The organism is Paracoccus sp. P2 (assembly GCF_046335115.1).
GTDB classification, from domain to species: Bacteria; Pseudomonadota; Alphaproteobacteria; order Rhodobacterales; family Rhodobacteraceae; genus Paracoccus; species Paracoccus pantotrophus.
In genome coordinates this window covers 1-18,402 of record NZ_JBGOSN010000063.1, presented here as the reverse complement: position 1 = coordinate 18,402, position 18,402 = coordinate 1, and the positions used below count along the sequence as shown (strand labels likewise).

The following is an 18,402-nucleotide window of genomic DNA, read 5'->3' as shown; positions in this document are numbered from 1 at the left end:
AGCACATGGCCGCAAGCCGCCTGCAGGCCCTGCGCGTCCAGACCGCCGACGGAAGCACCATCGGCATCATACCCTTCCAGGAAGCCATCAACGCATATACCGGAAGTGCGGGGGCAGGCGCATGAGGATCGGTATCATCGGCGCCACCGGCTGGCTGGGCTCGGCGCTTGGCGCGGGGCTTTTGTCGCGCGGCATCGTCCAGCCGGGCGATCTGGTGCTCTTGAACCGCAGCGGGCCACGCCCCGATTATCACGGCCATGCCGATGTGGTCTGGGCGCGGGACGTGGCGGATCTCGTGGCGCAAAGCGACGTGATCGTGGTCTCGGTGCGGCCCGAGGACTGGCCGGAGCTGGCGCTGCGGGCCGAGGGGCGGCTGATCCTGTCCCTCATGGCCGGGGTGAATGCCCGCGAACTGGCCCGCTGCGGCGGCCGGATCGTGCGGGTCATGCCGAATGCCGCCGCCGAGATCGGCGCCTCCTATTCGCCCTTCTGGTCCGCCGAAGGGGTGACGGATGCCGACCGTGACACCGTGCGGCACCTGCTCTCGGCCATCGGCACCACAGACGAGTTGTCGAGCGAGGCCGAAATCGACCTGATGACCGCCCTGCCCGGCTCGGGCGCCGCCTATCCGGCGCTGATGGCGGTGGCGATGGCCGGGTTCATGCGGGCGCAGGGCGTCGCGGACGCCATCGCCTGGCGCGCGGCCGAGGCGGCGGTGGTCGGCGGCGCGCGGCTGCTGGAGAGGCGGATCACCGAGGCCCCTGCCCTGGTCGCCGCCTATCGCGACTATCGCGGCACCACCGCCGCCGGCCTCGAGGCCGCCGAGGCGGCAGGCTTCAGCCGCGCCGTCGTCGCGGCGCTGGAGGCGGCGACCGAGAAGGCGCGGCGCATGGCGGAGGGTCCGGCGTGACCCGCCCTGCCCTTACCAGCCTCGACCAGACCGAATACGACGTGATCGTCATCGGCGCCGGCGCGGTCGGCTGCGCCAGCGCCCGGCAACTGGCGGGGCGCGGCTTTCGCACGCTGCTGGTCGACCGCGGCGATATCGGCGCCGGCACCTCGTCGCGCTCCAGCCGCATGCTCTATTCCGGGCTCGGCTATCTCGCCGCGCGCTATCCGCTGTGGCAGATGCCCTTTCGGCCCGCCGACATGATCCGGCGGCTGCTCTACACCCGCGACGTGATGCGCTGCCGGGCCGAACTGGTGCGCGACATGCCCGGGCACCTGACCAAGCACCGCTTCCACTATCCGTTCCGCCAGGGCGATCGCTATCCGCCCTGGCTGGTCGATCTGGGCTTTCGGCTGGTCGAGGCGCTGGACGGATGGCAGGTGCCCTTGTCCTATCGCCGCCTCCCGCCTGCGAAAGCCGCCGGCGAAAGCGCCATGGCGGCGGCCCTGGGCGGGCCTCTGCGCGGTGTCGGGGTCTTCGAGGAATACATGTATGCCTGGCCCGAGCGCATCTGCGTCGATACCGCGCTGGATGCCGAGCGGCGCGGCGCCACCCTCCGCACCTATGCCGAGGTGACGGCCATCGCGCGCGAGGGCGAGGCTTGGCTGGTCACGCTGGACGAACGCGCCCCCGACATGCAGGGCCGGGCGCAGATCCGCGCCCGCATGGTGGTGAACGCCGCCGGTCCCTGGATCGACCGGGTGCCGGGCGGCGGCTCGGGCAAGCGGCGGGTGATCGGCGTCAAGGGCGTCAATGTCATGCTGCGCCTGCCCGAGGCATTCCGCGGCCAGGGCCTGGAAGCCTTTTCCCGCAAGGGCGAGCCCTATTACGTCTTTCCCTGGCGCGATTTTCACTTCATCGGCCCGACCGAGACCGAGGTCACCGCCGATCCCGACGACATCCGCGTCGAGGACGCCGAGATCGACTATATCCTGGCCGAGGCCAACCACCTGTTCCCCGACCTGCACCTGACGCGCGCGGATGTGCTGCATTGCTGGTGCGGGGTGCGGCCGACCTCGACCCGCGACGGCCGGGTGACCAGCCTGCCGGTCGAGGTGGCCGAGGATCCCGCGATGCCCGGCCTGCTGGCGGTCACCGGCTCGACCATCATGCTGCATCGCCATGCAGCGCGGAAGGTGGCGCGCAGCGTCGAAAGACGCCTGGGAAGGCGGGGACCGGAGCCCGCCGGCGTCATTCCGGCGCCCGAAACCAAGGACCAAGGCATCGGCCAGATGGCGGCCCGCGAACATGTCGTGCGCCTTGCCGACCTGATCCGCCGCCGCCTGCCGGACGGGCTGGAGCCCGACCTGGGCCGGGGCCGGGCCGAGGCGCTGTCGCGCATCGCCGCCGCCAGCCTCGGCTGGTCCGAGGCCCGCCGGCAGGACGAGTTGCGCCATTTCGAGGAAGATACGGCACGGGTCTATCGCCAGCTCTGACGCGATTCAGCCCTCGGCCAGCCAATCCGCGAACAGCCGGGCTTTCGCCGAGGCGCGGGGGTGGATCGTCAGGTAGAAGCCGGCCGGAGAAGGGAGGCTTTCCGGCACCAGCTGGACCAGCCGGCCCTGTTCCAGCAGGTTTCCGAGCAGCCCGCCCCAGCCCAGCACCGCGCCGACATCGTCCTCGGCCGCCTGCAGGGCGATCATGTGGTTGTTCACATGCAGGCTGCGCCCCCTTGGCACGGAAAGGCCCAGGGCGGCGAACCATTCCGTCCAGCCGGTCCAGTCGTTCTCCTCGCTGCGCATGTGGATCAGCGGGGCAGACATCAGGTCGGCGGCGCTGCGAATGCCGTGTTCTTGGCGAAAGCGCTCGGTTCCCAGGGCAAGGATCCGGTCATGGAACAGTGGCCGCCATTCCTCGCCGGTGTCCTGGGGAATGGCATAGCGGATGCTCAGGTCGTGCCGGCCGCCCGAGCCCGGCACGTCGCTGATGATCTGCGAAACGGTGATGCCCGGATGATCCTTCCAGAACGCGCCGATCTTGGGGGTCAGCCACAGCGCGCTGACCGCGGTCGTGGCGCGGATGGTGACATCGACCGCCTCGGGGCTTGCGCGCAACTGCGTGACGCAATCCGAGATGGTCTCGAAGCCGCGCTGCAGGGCGACCAGCAGGAAGGCGCCCTTCTCGGTCAGTTCCACCCCGCGATGCCGGCGGATGAACAGCGCACAGCCCAGATCCTGCTCCAGCGCCTTGATCTGGTGGCTGATCGCGGCGGGGGTGACGTTAGTCTCCCTTGCGGCTTCCTTGAAGCTCATCTTGCGGGCCGCGGCCTCGAAACACATCAGGGCGGTGATCGAGGCAAGGTCGTAGGGTCTGCGCAACCAACTCGCTCCCGGTGGCTTTCAGGTTAGATCAGCTAAGCCAAGGTGAATTTTTATGCCGTTGTCAAGATGCCGCATGCAGCCGATTGTCGCAGGCAGGATTCACCCTCATCCCATGGAAGCCGAACATGTCCGCCACCAACACGAATCTGCATGACCTGCTTGCCCGCCGTGTGCCCGGACACGCGCTGGAACAGCCCTTCTATACCTCGCCCGAGATCTATCAGCAGGATCTGGAGCATATCTTCTACCGCGAATGGCTCTATGCCATCCCGGCCTGCCAGCTGGTCAAGCCCGGCAGCTACGCGACGCTGCGGATCGGCGCCTACAACATCGTCATCGTCAAGGGCCGCGACGGGGAAATCCGCGCCTTCCACAACTCCTGCCGGCATCGCGGCTCGATCGTCTGCAAGGCGCGCGAGGGCCAGGTGGCCAAGCTGGTCTGTCCCTATCACCAATGGACCTATGACCTGGACGGCAAGCTGATCTGGGCCAACAGCATGGGGCCCGACTTCGACCCGACGCAGCACGGGCTGCGCGGGGTGGCGCTGCGCAACCTCAAGGGGCTGATCTATATCTGCCTGTCGGACAACCCCCCGGATTTCGAGGATTTCGCCCGCCAGGCCGAGCCTTATCTGGCAGTCCATGACCTTCAGGACGCCAAGGTCGCCTACAGCTCCTCGATCATCGAGAAGGGCAACTGGAAGCTCGTCTGGGAAAACAACCGCGAATGCTATCATTGCAGCGGCAACCACCCGGCGCTGTGCCGGTCCTTCCCGCTGGACCCCGAGGTGGCGGGCGTGTCGGCCGACGGCTCGATCTCGGCCCGGTTGCAGGCGCATTTCGACGCCTGCGCCTCGGTGGGCGCCCCGGCGCAGTTCCTGCTGGGCGGCGACGGCCAGTTCCGGCTGGCGCGGATGCCGCTTCAGGAAACCGCCGTCAGCTACACGATGGACGGCAAGGCGGCGGTGGCGCGCCAGCTGGGCCGCGTCGCCAAGTCTGACGCCGGCTCGCTGCTGGTCTTTCACTATCCCTCGACCTGGAACCATTTCCTGCCCGACCATTCGCTGACCTTCCGCGTCACCCCGATCAGCCCGACCGAGACCGAGGTGACGACGACCTGGCTGGTGCACAAGGACGCGGTCGAGGGCGTGGATTACGACCTCAAGCGCCTGACCGAGGTCTGGATCGCCACTAATGACGAGGATCGCGAGATCGTCGAGACCAACCAGGAAGGCATCTTCTCGCCCGCCTATGTTCCCGGCCCCTATTCGCCCGACTGGGAAAGCGGCGTGATCCAGTTCATCGACTGGTATGCCGCATGGGTGGAACGCGCCGCCGCCCCCAGCGGCATGGCGGCCGAGTGACCATGAACGCGCCGACGAAACCGACGCTGGCCTTCTGGACCGACGCCGAAGAGCTGGAATGCGTATCGTTCCTGCGCGAGGCGCCGGATGTGATGACCTTCTGCTTTCGCAGCCCATCCGGCGCGCTGTTCAGCTTCGAGCCGGGGCAGTTCCTGACCCTGGAGCTGCCCCTGCCCGGGGGGCCGCTGCACCGGACCTATACCATCTCGTCCTCGCCCTCGCGGCCGACCTCGCTGACGGTGACGGTCAAGGCGCAGAAGGCGTCCATCGGCACGCGCTGGATGTTCGACCACCTGCGGCCCGGCATGCGGATCAAGGCCAGGGGACCGGCGGGCAAGTTCTCGATGATGCAGGATCCGGCCGAGAAATACCTGTTCATCTCGGCCGGCTCGGGCATCACGCCGATGATGTCGATGACCACCTTCCTTTACGATTCCGGGCGCGACCCCGACATCGTCTTCGTCAACTGCGCCCGCCGCCCCTCCGAGATCATCTTCCGCGAGGGGCTGGAATACATGGCGACGCGCGTCGCCGGCATCAACCTGAAATGGATCGTCGAGGAACCCGACCCCTATCGGCCCTGGACCGGCTATCGCGGCATGTTCAACCAGCTGATGCTGGGCCTGATCGCGCCAGACTACCTGGAGCGCGACGTCTATTGCTGCGGCCCCGAGCCCTTCATGCAGGCGGTGCGCGATATCCTGCACGGGCTGGGCTACGACATGGCCCGCTATCACCAGGAAAGCTTCGGCGGCCCGCCGGCCGAGGCCGAGACGGTGCCCGAGGACGTGGTGCCGCAGGAGGATGCGCTGGCCGAGGTCCGCTTTTCCGCCTCGGGCAAGACCGCGCGGGCGGCCGAGACCGAGACCATCCTGGCCACGGCGCGGGCGGCGGGCATCCCCATCCCCTCGGGCTGCGGCATGGGCATCTGCGGCACCTGCCAGGTGCTCAAGCTCTCGGGCCAGGTCCACATGGTCCACAATGGCGGCATCACCGACGAGGATGTCGAGGCGGGCTATATCCTGGCCTGCTGCTCGCGGCCCATCGGCGATGTCACCATCGACCTGTGACGCTTTCAGGGGGCCGCCGGTCCCCGGAAACGCATCGCTCAAGCAATATGACAGGGACAGGCCATGAAGATTGCCGAAATACACGTCTATGCCCATGAGCTGCCGGTCGAGGACGGGCCCTATGCCATCGCCAGCTCGACGGTCTGGTCCTTGCAGACCACGCTGGTCAAGATCGTCGCCGACAGCGGCTTGGCGGGCTGGGGCGAAACCTGCCCGGTCGGCCCGACCTATGCGCCCAGCCATGCGCTTGGCGCCCGCGCGGCGCTGGCCGAGATGGCGCCGGGCCTGATCGGCGCGGACCCGTTGCAGCCGCTGGTCCTGCGCCGCCGGATGGACGGGCTGCTTTGCGGGCACAATTACGCGAAGGCGGCCATCGACATCGCCGCCCATGACCTGATGGGCAAGCATTACGGGGTGCGGGTGGCGGACCTCTTGGGCGGCGTCGCGGCCGAGCGCGTGCCCTCCTATTACGCCACCGGCATCGGCCAGCCGGACGAGATCGCCCGCATCGCCGCCGAGAAGGTCGCCGAGGGCTTCCCGCGCCTGCAGATCAAGATCGGCGGCCGGCCGGTAGAGATCGACATCGAGACCGTCCGCAAGGCCTGGGAGCGCACCCGCGGCACCGGCACCCGGCTGGCGGTGGACGGCAACCGCAGCCTGCCGGCCCGCGACGCGCTGCGGCTCAGCCGCGAATGCCCCGAGATCCCCTTCGTGCTGGAACAGCCCTGCAACACGCTGGAGGAGATCGCCGCCATCCGCGGCCGCGTCCGGCACGGCATCTACCTGGACGAAAGCGGCGAGGATCTGTCCACCGTGATCCGCGCCGCCGGCCAGGGGCTCTGCGAGGGGTTCGGCATGAAGCTGACCCGAATCGGCGGCTTGCAACCCATGACGGCGTTCCGCGACATCTGCGAGGCCCGCGCCCTGCCCCATAGCTGCGACGACGCCTGGGGCGGCGACATCATCGCCGCCGCCTGCACCCATATCGGCGCCACCGTCCAGCCGCGGCTGAACGAGGGCGTCTGGGTCGCCCAGCCCTATATCGCGCAACCCTATGACGAGGAGAACGGCATCCGCATCACGGGCGGCCATATCGGCTTGCCCAAGGGCCCGGGCCTCGGCGTCATTCCCGAAGAAAGCCTGTTCGGCCCGCCGGTTGCGTCGTTTTCCTGAAGCGGTTTCACTTGAAGGAGGAGCAAGTCCGATGAGCAGCAACAGAGGCGTGGTCTATATCGGCCCCGGCAAGGTCGAGGTGCAGGACATCGCCGACCCGAAGCTTCAGGCGCCGGACGGGCGCAAGATCGCGCATGGCGTGATCCTGAAGGTCGTCTCGACCAATATCTGCGGCTCGGACCAGCACATGGTGCGCGGCCGCACCACCGCCGAGCCCGGCCTGATCCTAGGCCATGAGATCACCGGCGAGGTGATCGAGAAGGGTGCCGATGTCGAGATGCTGGAGATCGGCGACATCGTCTCGGTGCCCTTCAACGTCGCCTGCGGCCGCTGCCGCTGCTGCCGCGAGGGCGATACCGGGGTCTGCCTGACGGTGAATCCGGCACGCGCCGGCGGTGCCTATGGCTATGTGGACATGGGCGGCTGGATCGGCGGGCAGGCGCGCTATGTCATGGTGCCCTATGCCGATTTCAACCTGCTGAAATTCCCCGACCGCGACCGGGCCATGGCGAAGATCCGCGACCTGACCATGCTGTCCGACATCCTGCCCACCGGCTTTCACGGCGCCTGGAAGGCGGGCGTGGGCGTCGGCTCGGTGGTCTATGTCGCGGGCGCCGGTCCGGTGGGCCTGGCGGCGGCGGCCTCAGCGCGCATCCTCGGCGCGGCGGTGGTGATGATCGGCGACTTCAACAAGGAGCGGCTGGAACATGCCCGCAAGGTCGGCTTCGAGCCGGTGGACCTGTCGAAAGGCGACGACCTGCCCGAGATGATCGCCCAGATCACCGGCTCGCCCGAGGTCGATGCCGCCATCGACGCGGTGGGTTTCGAGGCGCGCGGCCATTCCGGCGGCGAGCAGCCGGCCATCGTGCTGAACCAGATGATGCAGATCACCCGCGCTGCCGGCCAGATCGGCATTCCCGGGCTATACGTGACCGAGGATCCGGGCGCGGTCGATGACGCCGCCAGGCATGGCAGCCTGTCGATGCGCTTCGGCCTGGGCTGGGCCAAGGCGCAGAGCTTCCATACCGGCCAGACCCCGGTGCTGAAATACAACCGCCAGCTGATGCAGGCCATCCTGCACGGCCGTTTGCCCATCGCCGATATCGTCAATGCCACGGTCATCCCGCTGGATCAGGCGGTGCAGGGCTATGAAAGCTTCGACCAGGGCGCGGCGAAGAAATTCGTCCTCGATCCGCATGGCATGCTGGCGGCCTGAGCCGGCAGGTCCGCAACGCGGGAAGGCCGGCCAAGGATCTTGTCCGGCCTTTCGTTTCGATAAAGCCGAAACCTCATGGCCTGCCGGCTGATGGGAAGCGGATGGACCGCTCACCAGCGGGGAATGGCTGCTTCCCGGCCCGGCTCTCAGCCCGCCATGACCCGGGCGATCCAGGACGCGATCATCAGGTCCAGATGCGCACCGCCGCCGTTCTTGAACAGGGTGATCTCGTCATTCGCCTGCCGCCGGCGGGCGTCGGGGCGCACGAGATCGTAGAGATCGCCCAGCACGCTGTCTTCCGTGATCGCGCCCGAGGCGATGGGCAACATTAACTCGCCGATATGGCCGAGCGTGGTCTCGCGGCTGTCCACGAACAGCGCGGCCTTGCCCATCAGCGCATCGTCGGCCTCGCGCATGTCGGCCTTGAAGGCGCCGATCAGGTCGACATGGGTGCCGGGCCGCACCCAGTCGCCCAGGATCACCGGCTGCCGCGCCATGGTGGCCGAGGAGACGATGTCGGCCAGCCCGACCGCGTCCTGCAGATCCTCGACCGCCACCAGTTCGGCTTTGACGCCCGACATGCCGGCGACCAGTTCCCGCGCCTGTTCCGGGCGGCGCGACCAGACCGAGACCCGTTCGATTCCCGGCAGGACCGCGGTATAGGCCTTGACCAGGCTGGTCGCGACGGTCCCCGCGCCGACGATCAGCAGGTGCCGGCTGTCCGGGCGCGCCAGCAGGCTGGCGCCCAGCACGGAATCGGCAGCGGTCTTGATCTCGGTCACCAGCGGGCTGTCGACGATGGCTTGCAGCGAGCCGGTTTCGCCGTCAAAGACCAGCATCGCGCCCTGCACCGTCGGCAGGCCGCGCGCCGCGTTGCCGTCGAAGACGGTGAAGGTCTTGGCGCCGTAGCCCAGCCCCTCGATCCAGGCCGAGCGGCTCATCATCGTGCCGGTGGGCGGGCCCAGGAACACGTCGCGGATCTGGGCCCGGGGCAGCGCATGGCCCTGGCGCAGGGCCTCGACGGCGTCCGACCAGTCCAGCCGGCCGATCGCGGCCTCATAGGACAGGAATTGCGGAGCAGAACCGTTGCTCGTCATGGATAAGCGATCCCCCTTACAGATCCGCCGGCCAGGTATCCGACAGGCGATAGCCGCCCTGGAACGGGTCGGCCGGATCGACCATCAACTGTTTCGTCCCGATGATCCAGGCCCGGCCCGAGATGATCGGGCGGATGGCCGGTTTCCCGTTCAGGTCGACCTCATCGGCAATCGAACAATGGAACTCGGTGTCGAGGATCGAGCGGCCGACGAAGCGGTCCCCGAGTTTCATCTGTCCGCGCGCATGCAGCACCGCCATCCGTGCCGAGCAGCCCGTCCCGGTCGGAGAGCGGTCGATCTTGCCCGGACGGATCGCGACGGCATTCCTGCCGTAAAGCACCCCGTCCTTCTTGCTCAGGGGATCGGTGAACTGGCAAAACGAGATATGGTTCCAGTCGTTTGCCGGGTGGCGGAAGCCCAGCTGTTCGTTGGCGGCGCGGCTGATCCGCACCCCCATCTGGGCCAGGTCGCGCGCCTGATCGGGGGCGATGCGCATCCCGACCGAGGCCGCATCGACCAGCACGAAACTGTCGCCGCCATAGGCGGTGTCCACGGTGATCGTGCCCAGCCCCTCGACCTCGATCTGCGCATCCAGCCGGTCGGCGAAAGAGGGCACGTTGCGAACCCGGATGCGCTCGGCCTTGCCGCCCCGGCATTCGGCCTCGACCTCGATCAGGCCCCCCGGCGGCTCCAGCACCATGCGCGTCACCGGCTCCTGCATGGGAATGATGCCGGTATCGAGCAGCACCGTCGCCACGCAGATCGAGTTCGAGCCGGACATCGGCGGTGTATCTGCCGGCTCCATGATGATCCAGCCCATCTGGGCGCGCGGATCCTTGGGCGGCACCAGCAGGTTGACATGGCGGAACACGCCGCCGCGCGGCTCGTTCAGGACGAGGTTGCGCAGGGTCTCGTCTTCGGCGACCCAGCGCGACTGGTCCCAGACCGTCTCGCCCGGCGGCGGGGCGACGCCGCCGACGATGACATCGCCGACCTCGCCTTCGGCATGGCAGGACACGACATGCACGACCTTGGATGTGCGCATTTTTCCTCGCTCGGGTGTGGAAGCAGAGCAATCATATTCCGTATACGATATTATGATTACCCTGCCCGACCCATCTGGACCTGTCAAGCGGCATCGGCGGTGCCCGCAGGTCGACCGGCCTGCATCTCTGCAACCGGGAAACTGCCGTTCCTTGCGATAGGATATCGGCTACCATATCTTGCAAGCAGTTCAAGTGTGGAGCGAGCGGGATGCCATTCAAGGAAGCAGAGGTTCCCAACCTGGGGAAGGCCCCGACCGCCTCGGACATCATCCTGAAATTCATCCGCGATTCCATCGCCGACGGATCGCTGGACGAGGGTGAGCCGATCCGCCAGGACGATGTCGCGCGGATGTTCAACGTCAGCAAGATCCCGGTGCGCGAGGCGCTGAAACGGCTGGAGGCCGAGGGGCTGGTCGAGTTCCAGCGCAACAAGGGCGCCGTCGTCACCTCGGTCTCCGAACCCGAGATCGCCCAGATTTTCGAGACCCGCGCCATCCTGGAATCGGCCGCCATCAAGCTGTCGGTGCCGCATATGACACCGGAAACCTTTGTCGAGGCCGAGGCCCTTTGCGACGCCTTCGCCCGCGAAACCGATGTTGCGCAATGGTCGGCGCTGAACTGGCAGTTCCACAGCCGCCTGTATCTGGATGCGCAGCGGCCTTTCCTGGTCAGCACCATCCGCTCGGTCAATGATCGGCTGGAACGTTACCTGCGCATCCAGCTTGCCCTCTCGCATGGCCAGGGCACCGCGGATCGCGAACATCGCCAGATCCTCGCCGCCTGCCGCGCGGGCGATGCGGAAAAGGCGGGCAAGCTCGTCTACGACCATATCATGGCTGCCTGCTCATCCCTACTGCACCATCTGCCGGCCAGCACGGGCAAGGGTTGAGGTCGCGCTGACCGGTATCCTGCGAAAGCACGAAACCCCTGCTGCGATTCCTGTTTTCGTATGATTGCCGAAAAGCCCCCGATGAGGAGATCCTCAGGCGAGCCTAAAACAGCACGCAAGGGAGGACGCCATGTGGAGGGTCGGAATCGACGTCGGCGGGACGTTTACGGACCTGTTTGCCTGGGAGGAGAAAACCGGCAGGCAGGTGACCGCAAAAGTCCTGACGACAAAGCAGGATCGCTCGATCGCCGTTCTGGAATCGATCGAAAAGGCCGGGATCGAGATTTCCGACATCTCGTATCTCATGCACGGCACGACCACGGCAACCAATGCCCTGATCGAACGCAGCTACCCGGACGCCGCCTTCATCACCACCGAAGGCTTTCGCGACACCATCGAGATCGGCCGGCAGCACCGCCAGCATCTCTATAACCCCTATCAGACGAAGCCCAAGCCGATCATCAAGCGCCGCTATCGCCATACCGTGCCCGAGCGGACCAATGTCCGCGGCGAGACCGAGCGTCCGCTGGACGTCGCCGCCGCGCGCGCGGTGGCCGAGAGGATCAAGGCGGCGGGCATCCCCTCGGTCGCCATCGGCTTCATCAACTCCTATGCCAGCGGCCGGCACGAAGAGCAGATGCGCGACATCCTGCGCGAGACCTGCCCGGACATCCACATCGTGCTGTCCTCGGAAACCCGGCCGATCTTTCGCGAGCATGGCCGCTTCGTCACCACTGCCGTCCGCGCTGCCTGCATGCCGGTGATGGTGAAATACATGGACGACCTGGAGAACCGGCTGGCGCGCCACGGCTTTGCCGGCAAGCTCTTGATCCTGAAAAGCAGCGGCGGCGTCATGTCGGCCGAGGCGGCGCGCCAGCACCCCGAGGACATGCTGGAATCCGGCCCCGCCGGCGGCGTCGCCTATGCCGGCTACCTGACCGAGCAGAGCGGCTTCGACCGCATCCTGCACACCGATGTCGGCGGCACCAGCTTCGATGTGTCCATCGTCGAGCATGGCAAGGGGCTGATCACCCGCGACCACGAACTGGAATGGGAGGTGCCGATCGTCGTGCCGATGCTGGACATCCACAGCGTCGGCTCGGGCGGCGGCTCGATCGGCTGGGTCGATGCCGGCGGCTCGCTGCGCGTCGGGCCGAAAAGCGCGGGTTCCGAACCCGGCCCGGTCTGCTATGGCCGCGGCGGCACCCAGCCCACCATCACCGACGCCAACCTGCTCTTGGGTCGGCTGGACCCGACGCTGAACGGCAAGATCGACCTTGACGTCGATGCCGCCCGCAAGGCGATGGACAAGCTCGCCGCCGAGATCGGCCTGTCCCCGCTGGCCACCGCCGAGGGCATGATCCGCATCGGCTGCGAATACATGGCGCAGGCGGTCAAGAAGGTGCTGGTCGCCCGCGGCCGCGATCCGCGCGATTTCGTCTACGCGAGCTTCGGCGGCGCGGGTGCGCTGGCGGCCTGCTTCGTCGCCAGGTCGATGAACATTCCCAAGGTCATCGTGCCGCCCCACGCGGGCGTCGCCTCGGCCTTCGGCGCGACGGTCATGGACCTGCGCCAGGACATCGAGCAGTTCTATTACGCGCCGGTCAAGGAGGCCGACCTGGACCGCGTGAACGCGATCCTGGACGACCTGGAGGCCCGCGCCCGCAAGGAGCTGATCCAGCAGGGCTTTGCCGATGCGGCCGGGATCGAGATCATCCGCAGCGCGCAGATGCGCTATGTCGGCCAGTCCTACGAGGTCGACACGCCGCTGCCGAACGGCGTGCTGACCGCCGGCCACCTGCCCGGCATCGAGGAAGCGTTCCACGGCGTCCACCTGCAGGAATTCGGCGTCAGCTCGGACGATTTCGCCCCGGCCTTCGTCTCGTTCAGCGTCACCGCCATCGGCCGGATGGACGATCCGCCCCCGGTCGAGCTGCATTACTCCGAGGACGACAGGGCGGCCGTCAAGGGCCAGCGCGACGTCTATTTCGACGGCGAATGGACCCGGTGCGACGTCTATGAAGGCGAGGCGCTGACCACCCATCACCGGATCGAAGGCCCGGCGATCATCGAATACGATCACGCCTGCACCGTCCTGCCGCCCCAGACGCATGCCCATGTCAACGCCATGGGCGCGCTGGTCATCGACATCGAAATCTGAGGGAGGGGAAAGACATGAGCCAACACAGCGATATCGACATCGACCCGATCACCTTCGAGGTCATGCGCAGCATCTTCGAATTCGCCTCGGACCGGATGGCCACGGTGCTTCAGCGGTCGTCCTTCTCGCCGATCCTGGCGGATATGCTGGATTTCTCGAACGCGATCTATGACGCGGACCTGCAGCTGCTCAGCCAGGCGGCCAACTGCCCGGTTCACCTGGCCGCGATGAAGTTCTCGGCCGAGGAGGCGGTGAAGGGCGTCGGGCCGCAGAACGTGCATGAAGGCGACGTGCTGGTGCTGAACGACCCCTATCGGGGCGGCACCCATATCAACGACATCACCTTCACCAAGCCGATCTTCTACAAGGGCCAGCTGATCGGCTATGGCGTCAGCCGCGGCCACTGGATGGATCTGGGCGGCGGCGGCGCCGGCGGCCAAGCGTTTTCCACCCATATCGCCGCCGAGGGCCTGCGCCTGCCGCCGCTGAAGATCTATTCCGGCGGCAAGCTGAACGAGGATCTTCTGGCGATCATCCTGAACAACTCGCGCACGCCGCATTTCATCAAGGGCGACGTGCAGGCGCATCTGGGCGCGCTGCTGGCGGCCGAGCAGGAGTTGCAGCGCGCCTGCGACCGCTACGGCGTCGATACCGTCCGCGCCGCGATGAAGAAGATCCAGGCCTATACCGAGAAGATGGTGCGCGGGAGCATCCGCACCATCCCGAACGGCGTCTACGAGGCCGAGGATTACGCCGATACCGACGGCATCACCCAGAGCCGCGTCAAGGTGAAGGTGCGGCTGGAGATCGGGGACGACTCGATCAAGGTCGATTTCACCGGCACCGACCCGATCTGCCAGGGCGCGATCAACTCGCCCAAGGCCAACACCATGTCGGCGGCGCTCTATTCGCTGCAATTCTTCCTGGCGCCGGACGCGCCGCAGAACCAGGGCCTGTTCAACCCGATCGAGGTGATCCTGCCCGAGGGCTGCTGGCTGAACGCGACCTGGCCCGCGCCGACCATCGGCTGCACGACGCTGACGGCATCGAAGATCACCAGCGCGATCTGGCAGGCCCTGGCCAAGGCGATCCCGGAACGGGTGACGGGATCGACCTGCGCGGATGCCAACTGGTTCGTCGCCAGCTGCGTCGATGACCAGGGCCGGGCGGACGTGTTTTCCGACCTGCCGGCCGGCGGCTGGGGCGGCACGCCCTATTCCGACGGCATGAACGTGACCATGGACCCCTTGGGGAACTGCATGAACATGGCGGCGGAAACCGCCGAGCTGTTCTTTCCCATCGCCTATGAGGCGTTCGAGCTGCGCCAGGACTCGGCCGGCGCCGGGCGCTATCGCGGCGGCCTGGGCTCGGTCTTCAAGGTGCGCTTCTTCGGCGGCGGCGAGCTGGGCATGGAAACCTCGCGCACGCTGTCGGGCAGCCCCGGCGCGGCCGGCGGCCTGACCAGCGCCGTGCAACGCTCCAGCCATATCCGCGCCGACGGCACGACCGAGGTGATCGGCGGCATCGACGATGACGGCAACTGGCACAACCCGCTGCTTGCCTCGCACAAGTTCGGCCCCGGCGAGACCTTCATGTTCGAAAGCACCGGCGGCGGCGGCTGGGGCGATCCCCGGCAGCGCGCGGTGCAGGACGTGCTGGAGGACGTGCTGGACGAATATGTCAGCATCAATGCCGCGAAAGAGCTTTACGGCGTGGTCATCGACCCGACGACGCTGACGGTTGACGAGGCCGCGACCGCCGCGCTGCGGGGCTGAGGCCGCCCGAAAGGCTGATCCCCCGGAAAGGCCCAAGTGGCGCGGCATCGCCGCGCCACCCGAGGACGCCTCGCCCATCGCGCCGGCCGGCCGATACGAAGCACAGGGAAACACCATGAAATTCCGCATCTCCAAGCCGCTCNGTGGCGCGGCATCGCCGCGCCACCCGAGGACGCCTCGCCCATCGCGCCGGCCGGCCGATACGAAGCACAGGGAAACACCATGAAATTCCGCATCTCCAAGCCGCTCAAGCGCAGCTACTGGCAGGCATCCGTGGCCGCCTTGGCCCCCTGCCCGCCGCTGGCCGGTGAAAGCCGCGCCGACATCGCCATCATCGGCGGCGGCTATGTCGGGCTGTGGACGGCGCTGACCATCAAGCAGCACGAGCCCGACTGCCGGGTGGCGATCCTGGAGCAGGACATCTGCGGCGGCGGCGCCTCGGGCCGCAATGGCGGCTTCGTCATGTCCTGGTGGCCCAAGATCGGCACGATCCGGTCGTTTTGCAGCACCGAGGAAGCCCTGTTCCTGGGCCGCAGCGCCGAACGCGCCATCGCCGAGCTGGGCGAGTTCTGCCAGCGCCACGCCATCGACGCGCATTTCACGCAGAAGGGCTGGCTCTGGACCGCGACCACCCCCGCCCATATGGATGCCTGGAACGGCACGCTGCAGGCCTGCGAGCAGCTGGGCGTCACGCCCTTCCAGCGCCTGTCCCCGGATGAGGTCCGCCACCGCACCGGATCGCCCGCGCATCTGGGCGGGGTGTTCGAGCCCTCGAATGCCACGGTGCAGCCCTATGCGCTGGTGCAGGGCATGCGCCGGGTGGCGCTGGAGGCGGGCGTCGTCATCCATGAAAGCACCGCCGTCCGGCAGATCGAGCCCGGCCGGCCGGCGCGGATCACCACCCAGGGCGGCGCGCTGACGGCCGACATGGTGGTGCTGGCGACGAATGCCTGGTCGGCGGCGATCCCCCAGCTGGCGCGGCTGTTCACCCCGGTCAACAGTTCCGTCGTGGTGACGCGACCGCTGGGCGCGCTGTTCCAGGACATCGGCTGGACCGGCGGCGAATCCATCACCGATTCCCAGCTGCTGGTGGATTACTATCGCACGACCCGGGACGGGCGCATCGTCTTCGGCAAGGGAACGGGCGGCATCGCCTATGGTGCGCGGATCAACGGGGTGTTCAGCGACGACACCGAAAGCACCGCGCTGACCCGGGCGGACCTGTTCGCCACCTATCCGATGCTGCCGCCGGATGCCGTCGCCGACAGCTGGTCGGGCCCGGTCGATCGCACCTATGACAGCCTGCCGGTCTTTGGCAGCCTGCGCGGCCAGCCTAACATCCTTTACGGCATCGGCTGGAGCGGCAATGGCGTCGGTCCCAGCCGGCTGGGCGGGCGCATTCTCGCCAGCCTTGCGCTTGGCCGCGACGACGAATGGAGCCGCTGCTCGCTGGTCGGCCGCAAATGCAGGGGCTTCCCGCCGGAGCCCTTCCGCTACCTCGGCGGCAAAATGGTGCGCAACGCCGTGATCCGCAAGGAAAAGGCCGAGCTGCAGGGCCGGACGGCCGGCATGCTCGACCGGATGCTGGCCGGGCTGGCCCCTTCCGGCCTCGAAGACAAATCCTGAGGAGAGGCCGCCATGAATCCGATCCTGATCCGCATCGAGAACGACGATGCCTTCACCGCCCCCGCCCCCGTGGGCGCCCCGACCAGCACGCAGGTTGCGATGACGCGTACCGCCGGCCATGCCGACACGCCCGCCGGCGGCGCAGGCATCTGGGAATGCACGCCCGGCCGTTTCCGCCGCCAGGTCGTCCAGGCCGAATACAGCTATATCATCGAGGGCGAGGGCAGCTTTACCGCCGACGGCGGTCAGCCCGTCGCCTTCCGTGCCGGGGATGCGCTGTTCTTCGCGGCCGATACGCAGGGGGAATGGGATATCCGTGCTACTGTCCGCAAGGCCTATCTGATCCTCGGCTGATCCGGACGAACGCCGCCGCTGCTTTTCCGGCGGTCCTGGCTTAGGCTCGTGCGCGTCACCTTCACTCATGGACCCGAGGCTTTCCATGTCGCTACGGATCGCGGATATCATCGACATCCCGGAACTGCGCACCCGCCTGCTCAGCGGCAGCGAGGGCGCCGGGCGGCTGGTGCGTTGGGCGCATGTCTGCGAACTGCCCGATCCGACCGAATGGCTGGGCGAGGGCGACCTGCTGATGACCACCGGCATCGGCATCCCCGCCGATCCCGCCGCGCAGGGGCGATACGTGGAATCGCTGGCGCAGGCGGGCCTCTCGGGCATGATGATCGGCGAGGACATGCAGGCGCCCGCCGATCTGCAGGCGCTTCGGGACCGGGCCGAGGAGCTGGGCTTTCCCGTCCTGATGACGCATTACGGCGTGCCCTTTGCCAGCGTCACCCGCGCGGTGATCGACGCCCGCCGAGCCGAGGAGTTCGAGCGCGGCAAGGCCATCGCCCGGATCTATGCCAGCGCCCGCATCGCCATCGAAGGCATCGACCTGGAAGCACTGCTGCATCGGCTGGAGGAGGACGTGCAGGCCCGGCTGATGCTCTGGGATCCGCAGACGCGGCAGCCCTGGTTGCCCAAGGGTCGCGAACTGCCCGAAAAGCTGCGCGAGGCCCTGCGGCAGCAAACGCTCGATCCGCCCCATTCCCAGCCGATGGTGCGCCGCTATCCGTTGGAGGAGGGCGAAGTCCTGGGCATCGGGATCCCTTCGCGGCGCAAATGCGTGCTGCTGGTGCGGCGCAGCGGGCGGGACGTCCTCGACTACAGCCTGCTCAACCATCTTTCGGCCGTGCTCGGCATCGCGCTGGAGCGGCTGCATGTCGAAAACGAACGCGCCGTCCGGCTGGGCTCGGAACTGCTCGAGGATCTGCTGAACAACCGCCTGACCCGCCAGCAGGCGGGCAAGCGCCTGGCGCCGTTCGGCATCGCGCTGGACACGGCGCATCTGGCGGTGGCCCGGCGGGGCGGGCTGTCCCTGCCCGACTGGGCCGCGCTGTTCGAGCGCAGCGACGTGCCGGTCCTGCTCTGCCCGCAAAGCGATGAGCTTTGGCTGCTGCTGCCCGAGGATTCCGCGCCCGCCGTGCAGGCCGTTCTGGAAGCCGGCATGGGGCTGAGCGACCAGATCGGCTATTTCGAGCGCCTGGCGGAAGCCTTCAGCGAGGCGCGCCTTGCCGCAGCCCATGCCGGGCCGGACCGGCCGGTGGTGTTCTATGTGAGAACGGCGGTGAGAAATTAGGCCACGGAAGCGGCGGCATGGAGCTGCTGCGGGCGGCGTAAAAGTCGTCCACCTTTTCCCTTTCTGCGACAGCAGGGAG

15 protein-coding genes are annotated in these 18,402 nt (G+C 67.6%); 12 read left to right on the top strand and 3 right to left on the bottom strand.

All coding sequences use genetic code 11. The features are described from left to right. Positions 1-121: 121 nt before the first annotated feature. Entirely contained in the window at positions 122-910 is a 789-nt protein-coding gene (locus tag ACDP63_RS22190) for a pyrroline-5-carboxylate reductase family protein (protein ID WP_024844633.1), read from the top strand. Next, entirely contained in the window at positions 907-2,385 is a 1,479-nt protein-coding gene (locus ACDP63_RS22185) for an FAD-dependent oxidoreductase (protein WP_024844632.1), read from the top strand. Before ACDP63_RS22190 ends, ACDP63_RS22185 begins: the two co-directional genes overlap by 4 nt. 6 nt (positions 2,386-2,391) lie before the next feature. Here ACDP63_RS22185 and ACDP63_RS22180 read toward each other — a convergent pair whose 3' ends face one another. Then, on the bottom strand, positions 2,392-3,267 hold the full coding sequence (locus tag ACDP63_RS22180) for a LysR substrate-binding domain-containing protein (RefSeq protein WP_024844631.1): 876 nt from the start codon (positions 3,265-3,267) through the stop codon (positions 2,392-2,394). A gap of 128 nt (positions 3,268-3,395) precedes the next feature. On the opposite strand from ACDP63_RS22180, the gene ACDP63_RS22175 reads away from it, so the two are divergent. The 4 genes from ACDP63_RS22175 to fdhA all read left to right on the top strand — a co-directional run bounded on the left by ACDP63_RS22175 (position 3,396) and on the right by fdhA (position 8,093). Beyond that, complete coding sequence (locus ACDP63_RS22175) at positions 3,396-4,634, top strand: aromatic ring-hydroxylating oxygenase subunit alpha (protein WP_024844630.1); 1,239 nt, start codon at positions 3,396-3,398, stop codon at positions 4,632-4,634. 2 nt (positions 4,635-4,636) lie between these two features. Beyond that, on the top strand, positions 4,637-5,704 hold the full coding sequence (locus ACDP63_RS22170) for a hybrid-cluster NAD(P)-dependent oxidoreductase (protein ID WP_024844629.1): 1,068 nt from the start codon (positions 4,637-4,639) through the stop codon (positions 5,702-5,704). A gap of 63 nt (positions 5,705-5,767) precedes the next feature. Continuing rightward, positions 5,768-6,877, top strand: a complete 1,110-nt coding sequence (gene hpbD / locus ACDP63_RS22165; RefSeq protein ID WP_024844628.1) for a 4-hydroxyproline betaine 2-epimerase — start codon at positions 5,768-5,770, stop codon at positions 6,875-6,877. Positions 6,878-6,908: 31 nt separating this feature from the next. Continuing rightward, positions 6,909-8,093, top strand: coding sequence for a formaldehyde dehydrogenase, glutathione-independent (gene fdhA, locus ACDP63_RS22160; RefSeq protein ID WP_024844627.1), 1,185 nt, complete (start codon positions 6,909-6,911; stop codon positions 8,091-8,093). A gap of 146 nt (positions 8,094-8,239) precedes the next feature. Here fdhA and ACDP63_RS22155 read toward each other — a convergent pair whose 3' ends face one another. Both ACDP63_RS22155 and ACDP63_RS22150 read right to left on the bottom strand, forming a co-directional pair. Next, positions 8,240-9,190, bottom strand: coding sequence for an ornithine cyclodeaminase family protein (locus ACDP63_RS22155; RefSeq protein ID WP_024844626.1), 951 nt, complete (start codon positions 9,188-9,190; stop codon positions 8,240-8,242). A 16-nt stretch (positions 9,191-9,206) separates the two neighbouring features. After that, positions 9,207-10,235, bottom strand: a complete 1,029-nt coding sequence (locus tag ACDP63_RS22150; protein WP_024844625.1) for a trans-3-hydroxy-L-proline dehydratase — start codon at positions 10,233-10,235, stop codon at positions 9,207-9,209. A 209-nt stretch (positions 10,236-10,444) separates the two neighbouring features. Between ACDP63_RS22150 and ACDP63_RS22145 the strand changes: the two genes are divergently transcribed. From ACDP63_RS22145 to ACDP63_RS22120, 6 genes are all read left to right on the top strand, one after another. Further along, positions 10,445-11,125, top strand: a complete 681-nt coding sequence (locus ACDP63_RS22145) for a GntR family transcriptional regulator (RefSeq protein WP_024844624.1) — start codon at positions 10,445-10,447, stop codon at positions 11,123-11,125. Positions 11,126-11,255: 130 nt separating this feature from the next. After that, complete coding sequence (locus ACDP63_RS22140; protein WP_409928654.1) at positions 11,256-13,286, top strand: hydantoinase/oxoprolinase family protein; 2,031 nt, start codon at positions 11,256-11,258, stop codon at positions 13,284-13,286. Positions 13,287-13,300: 14 nt separating this feature from the next. Continuing rightward, complete coding sequence (locus ACDP63_RS22135; protein ID WP_024844622.1) at positions 13,301-15,061, top strand: hydantoinase B/oxoprolinase family protein; 1,761 nt, start codon at positions 13,301-13,303, stop codon at positions 15,059-15,061. A gap of 222 nt (positions 15,062-15,283) precedes the next feature. Next, positions 15,284-16,687, top strand: coding sequence for an NAD(P)/FAD-dependent oxidoreductase (locus ACDP63_RS22130; RefSeq protein ID WP_024844621.1), 1,404 nt, complete (start codon positions 15,284-15,286; stop codon positions 16,685-16,687). A 12-nt stretch (positions 16,688-16,699) separates the two neighbouring features. Further along, a complete protein-coding gene (locus ACDP63_RS22125; RefSeq protein WP_024844620.1) occupies positions 16,700-17,041 on the top strand; it encodes a cupin domain-containing protein in 342 nt (113 codons plus the stop codon). An 85-nt stretch (positions 17,042-17,126) separates the two neighbouring features. Next, positions 17,127-18,323: a PucR family transcriptional regulator ligand-binding domain-containing protein gene (locus tag ACDP63_RS22120; RefSeq protein ID WP_409928653.1), complete on the top strand. Its 1,197-nt coding sequence runs from the start codon at positions 17,127-17,129 to the stop codon at positions 18,321-18,323. The last annotated feature ends 79 nt before the right edge of the window (positions 18,324-18,402 follow it).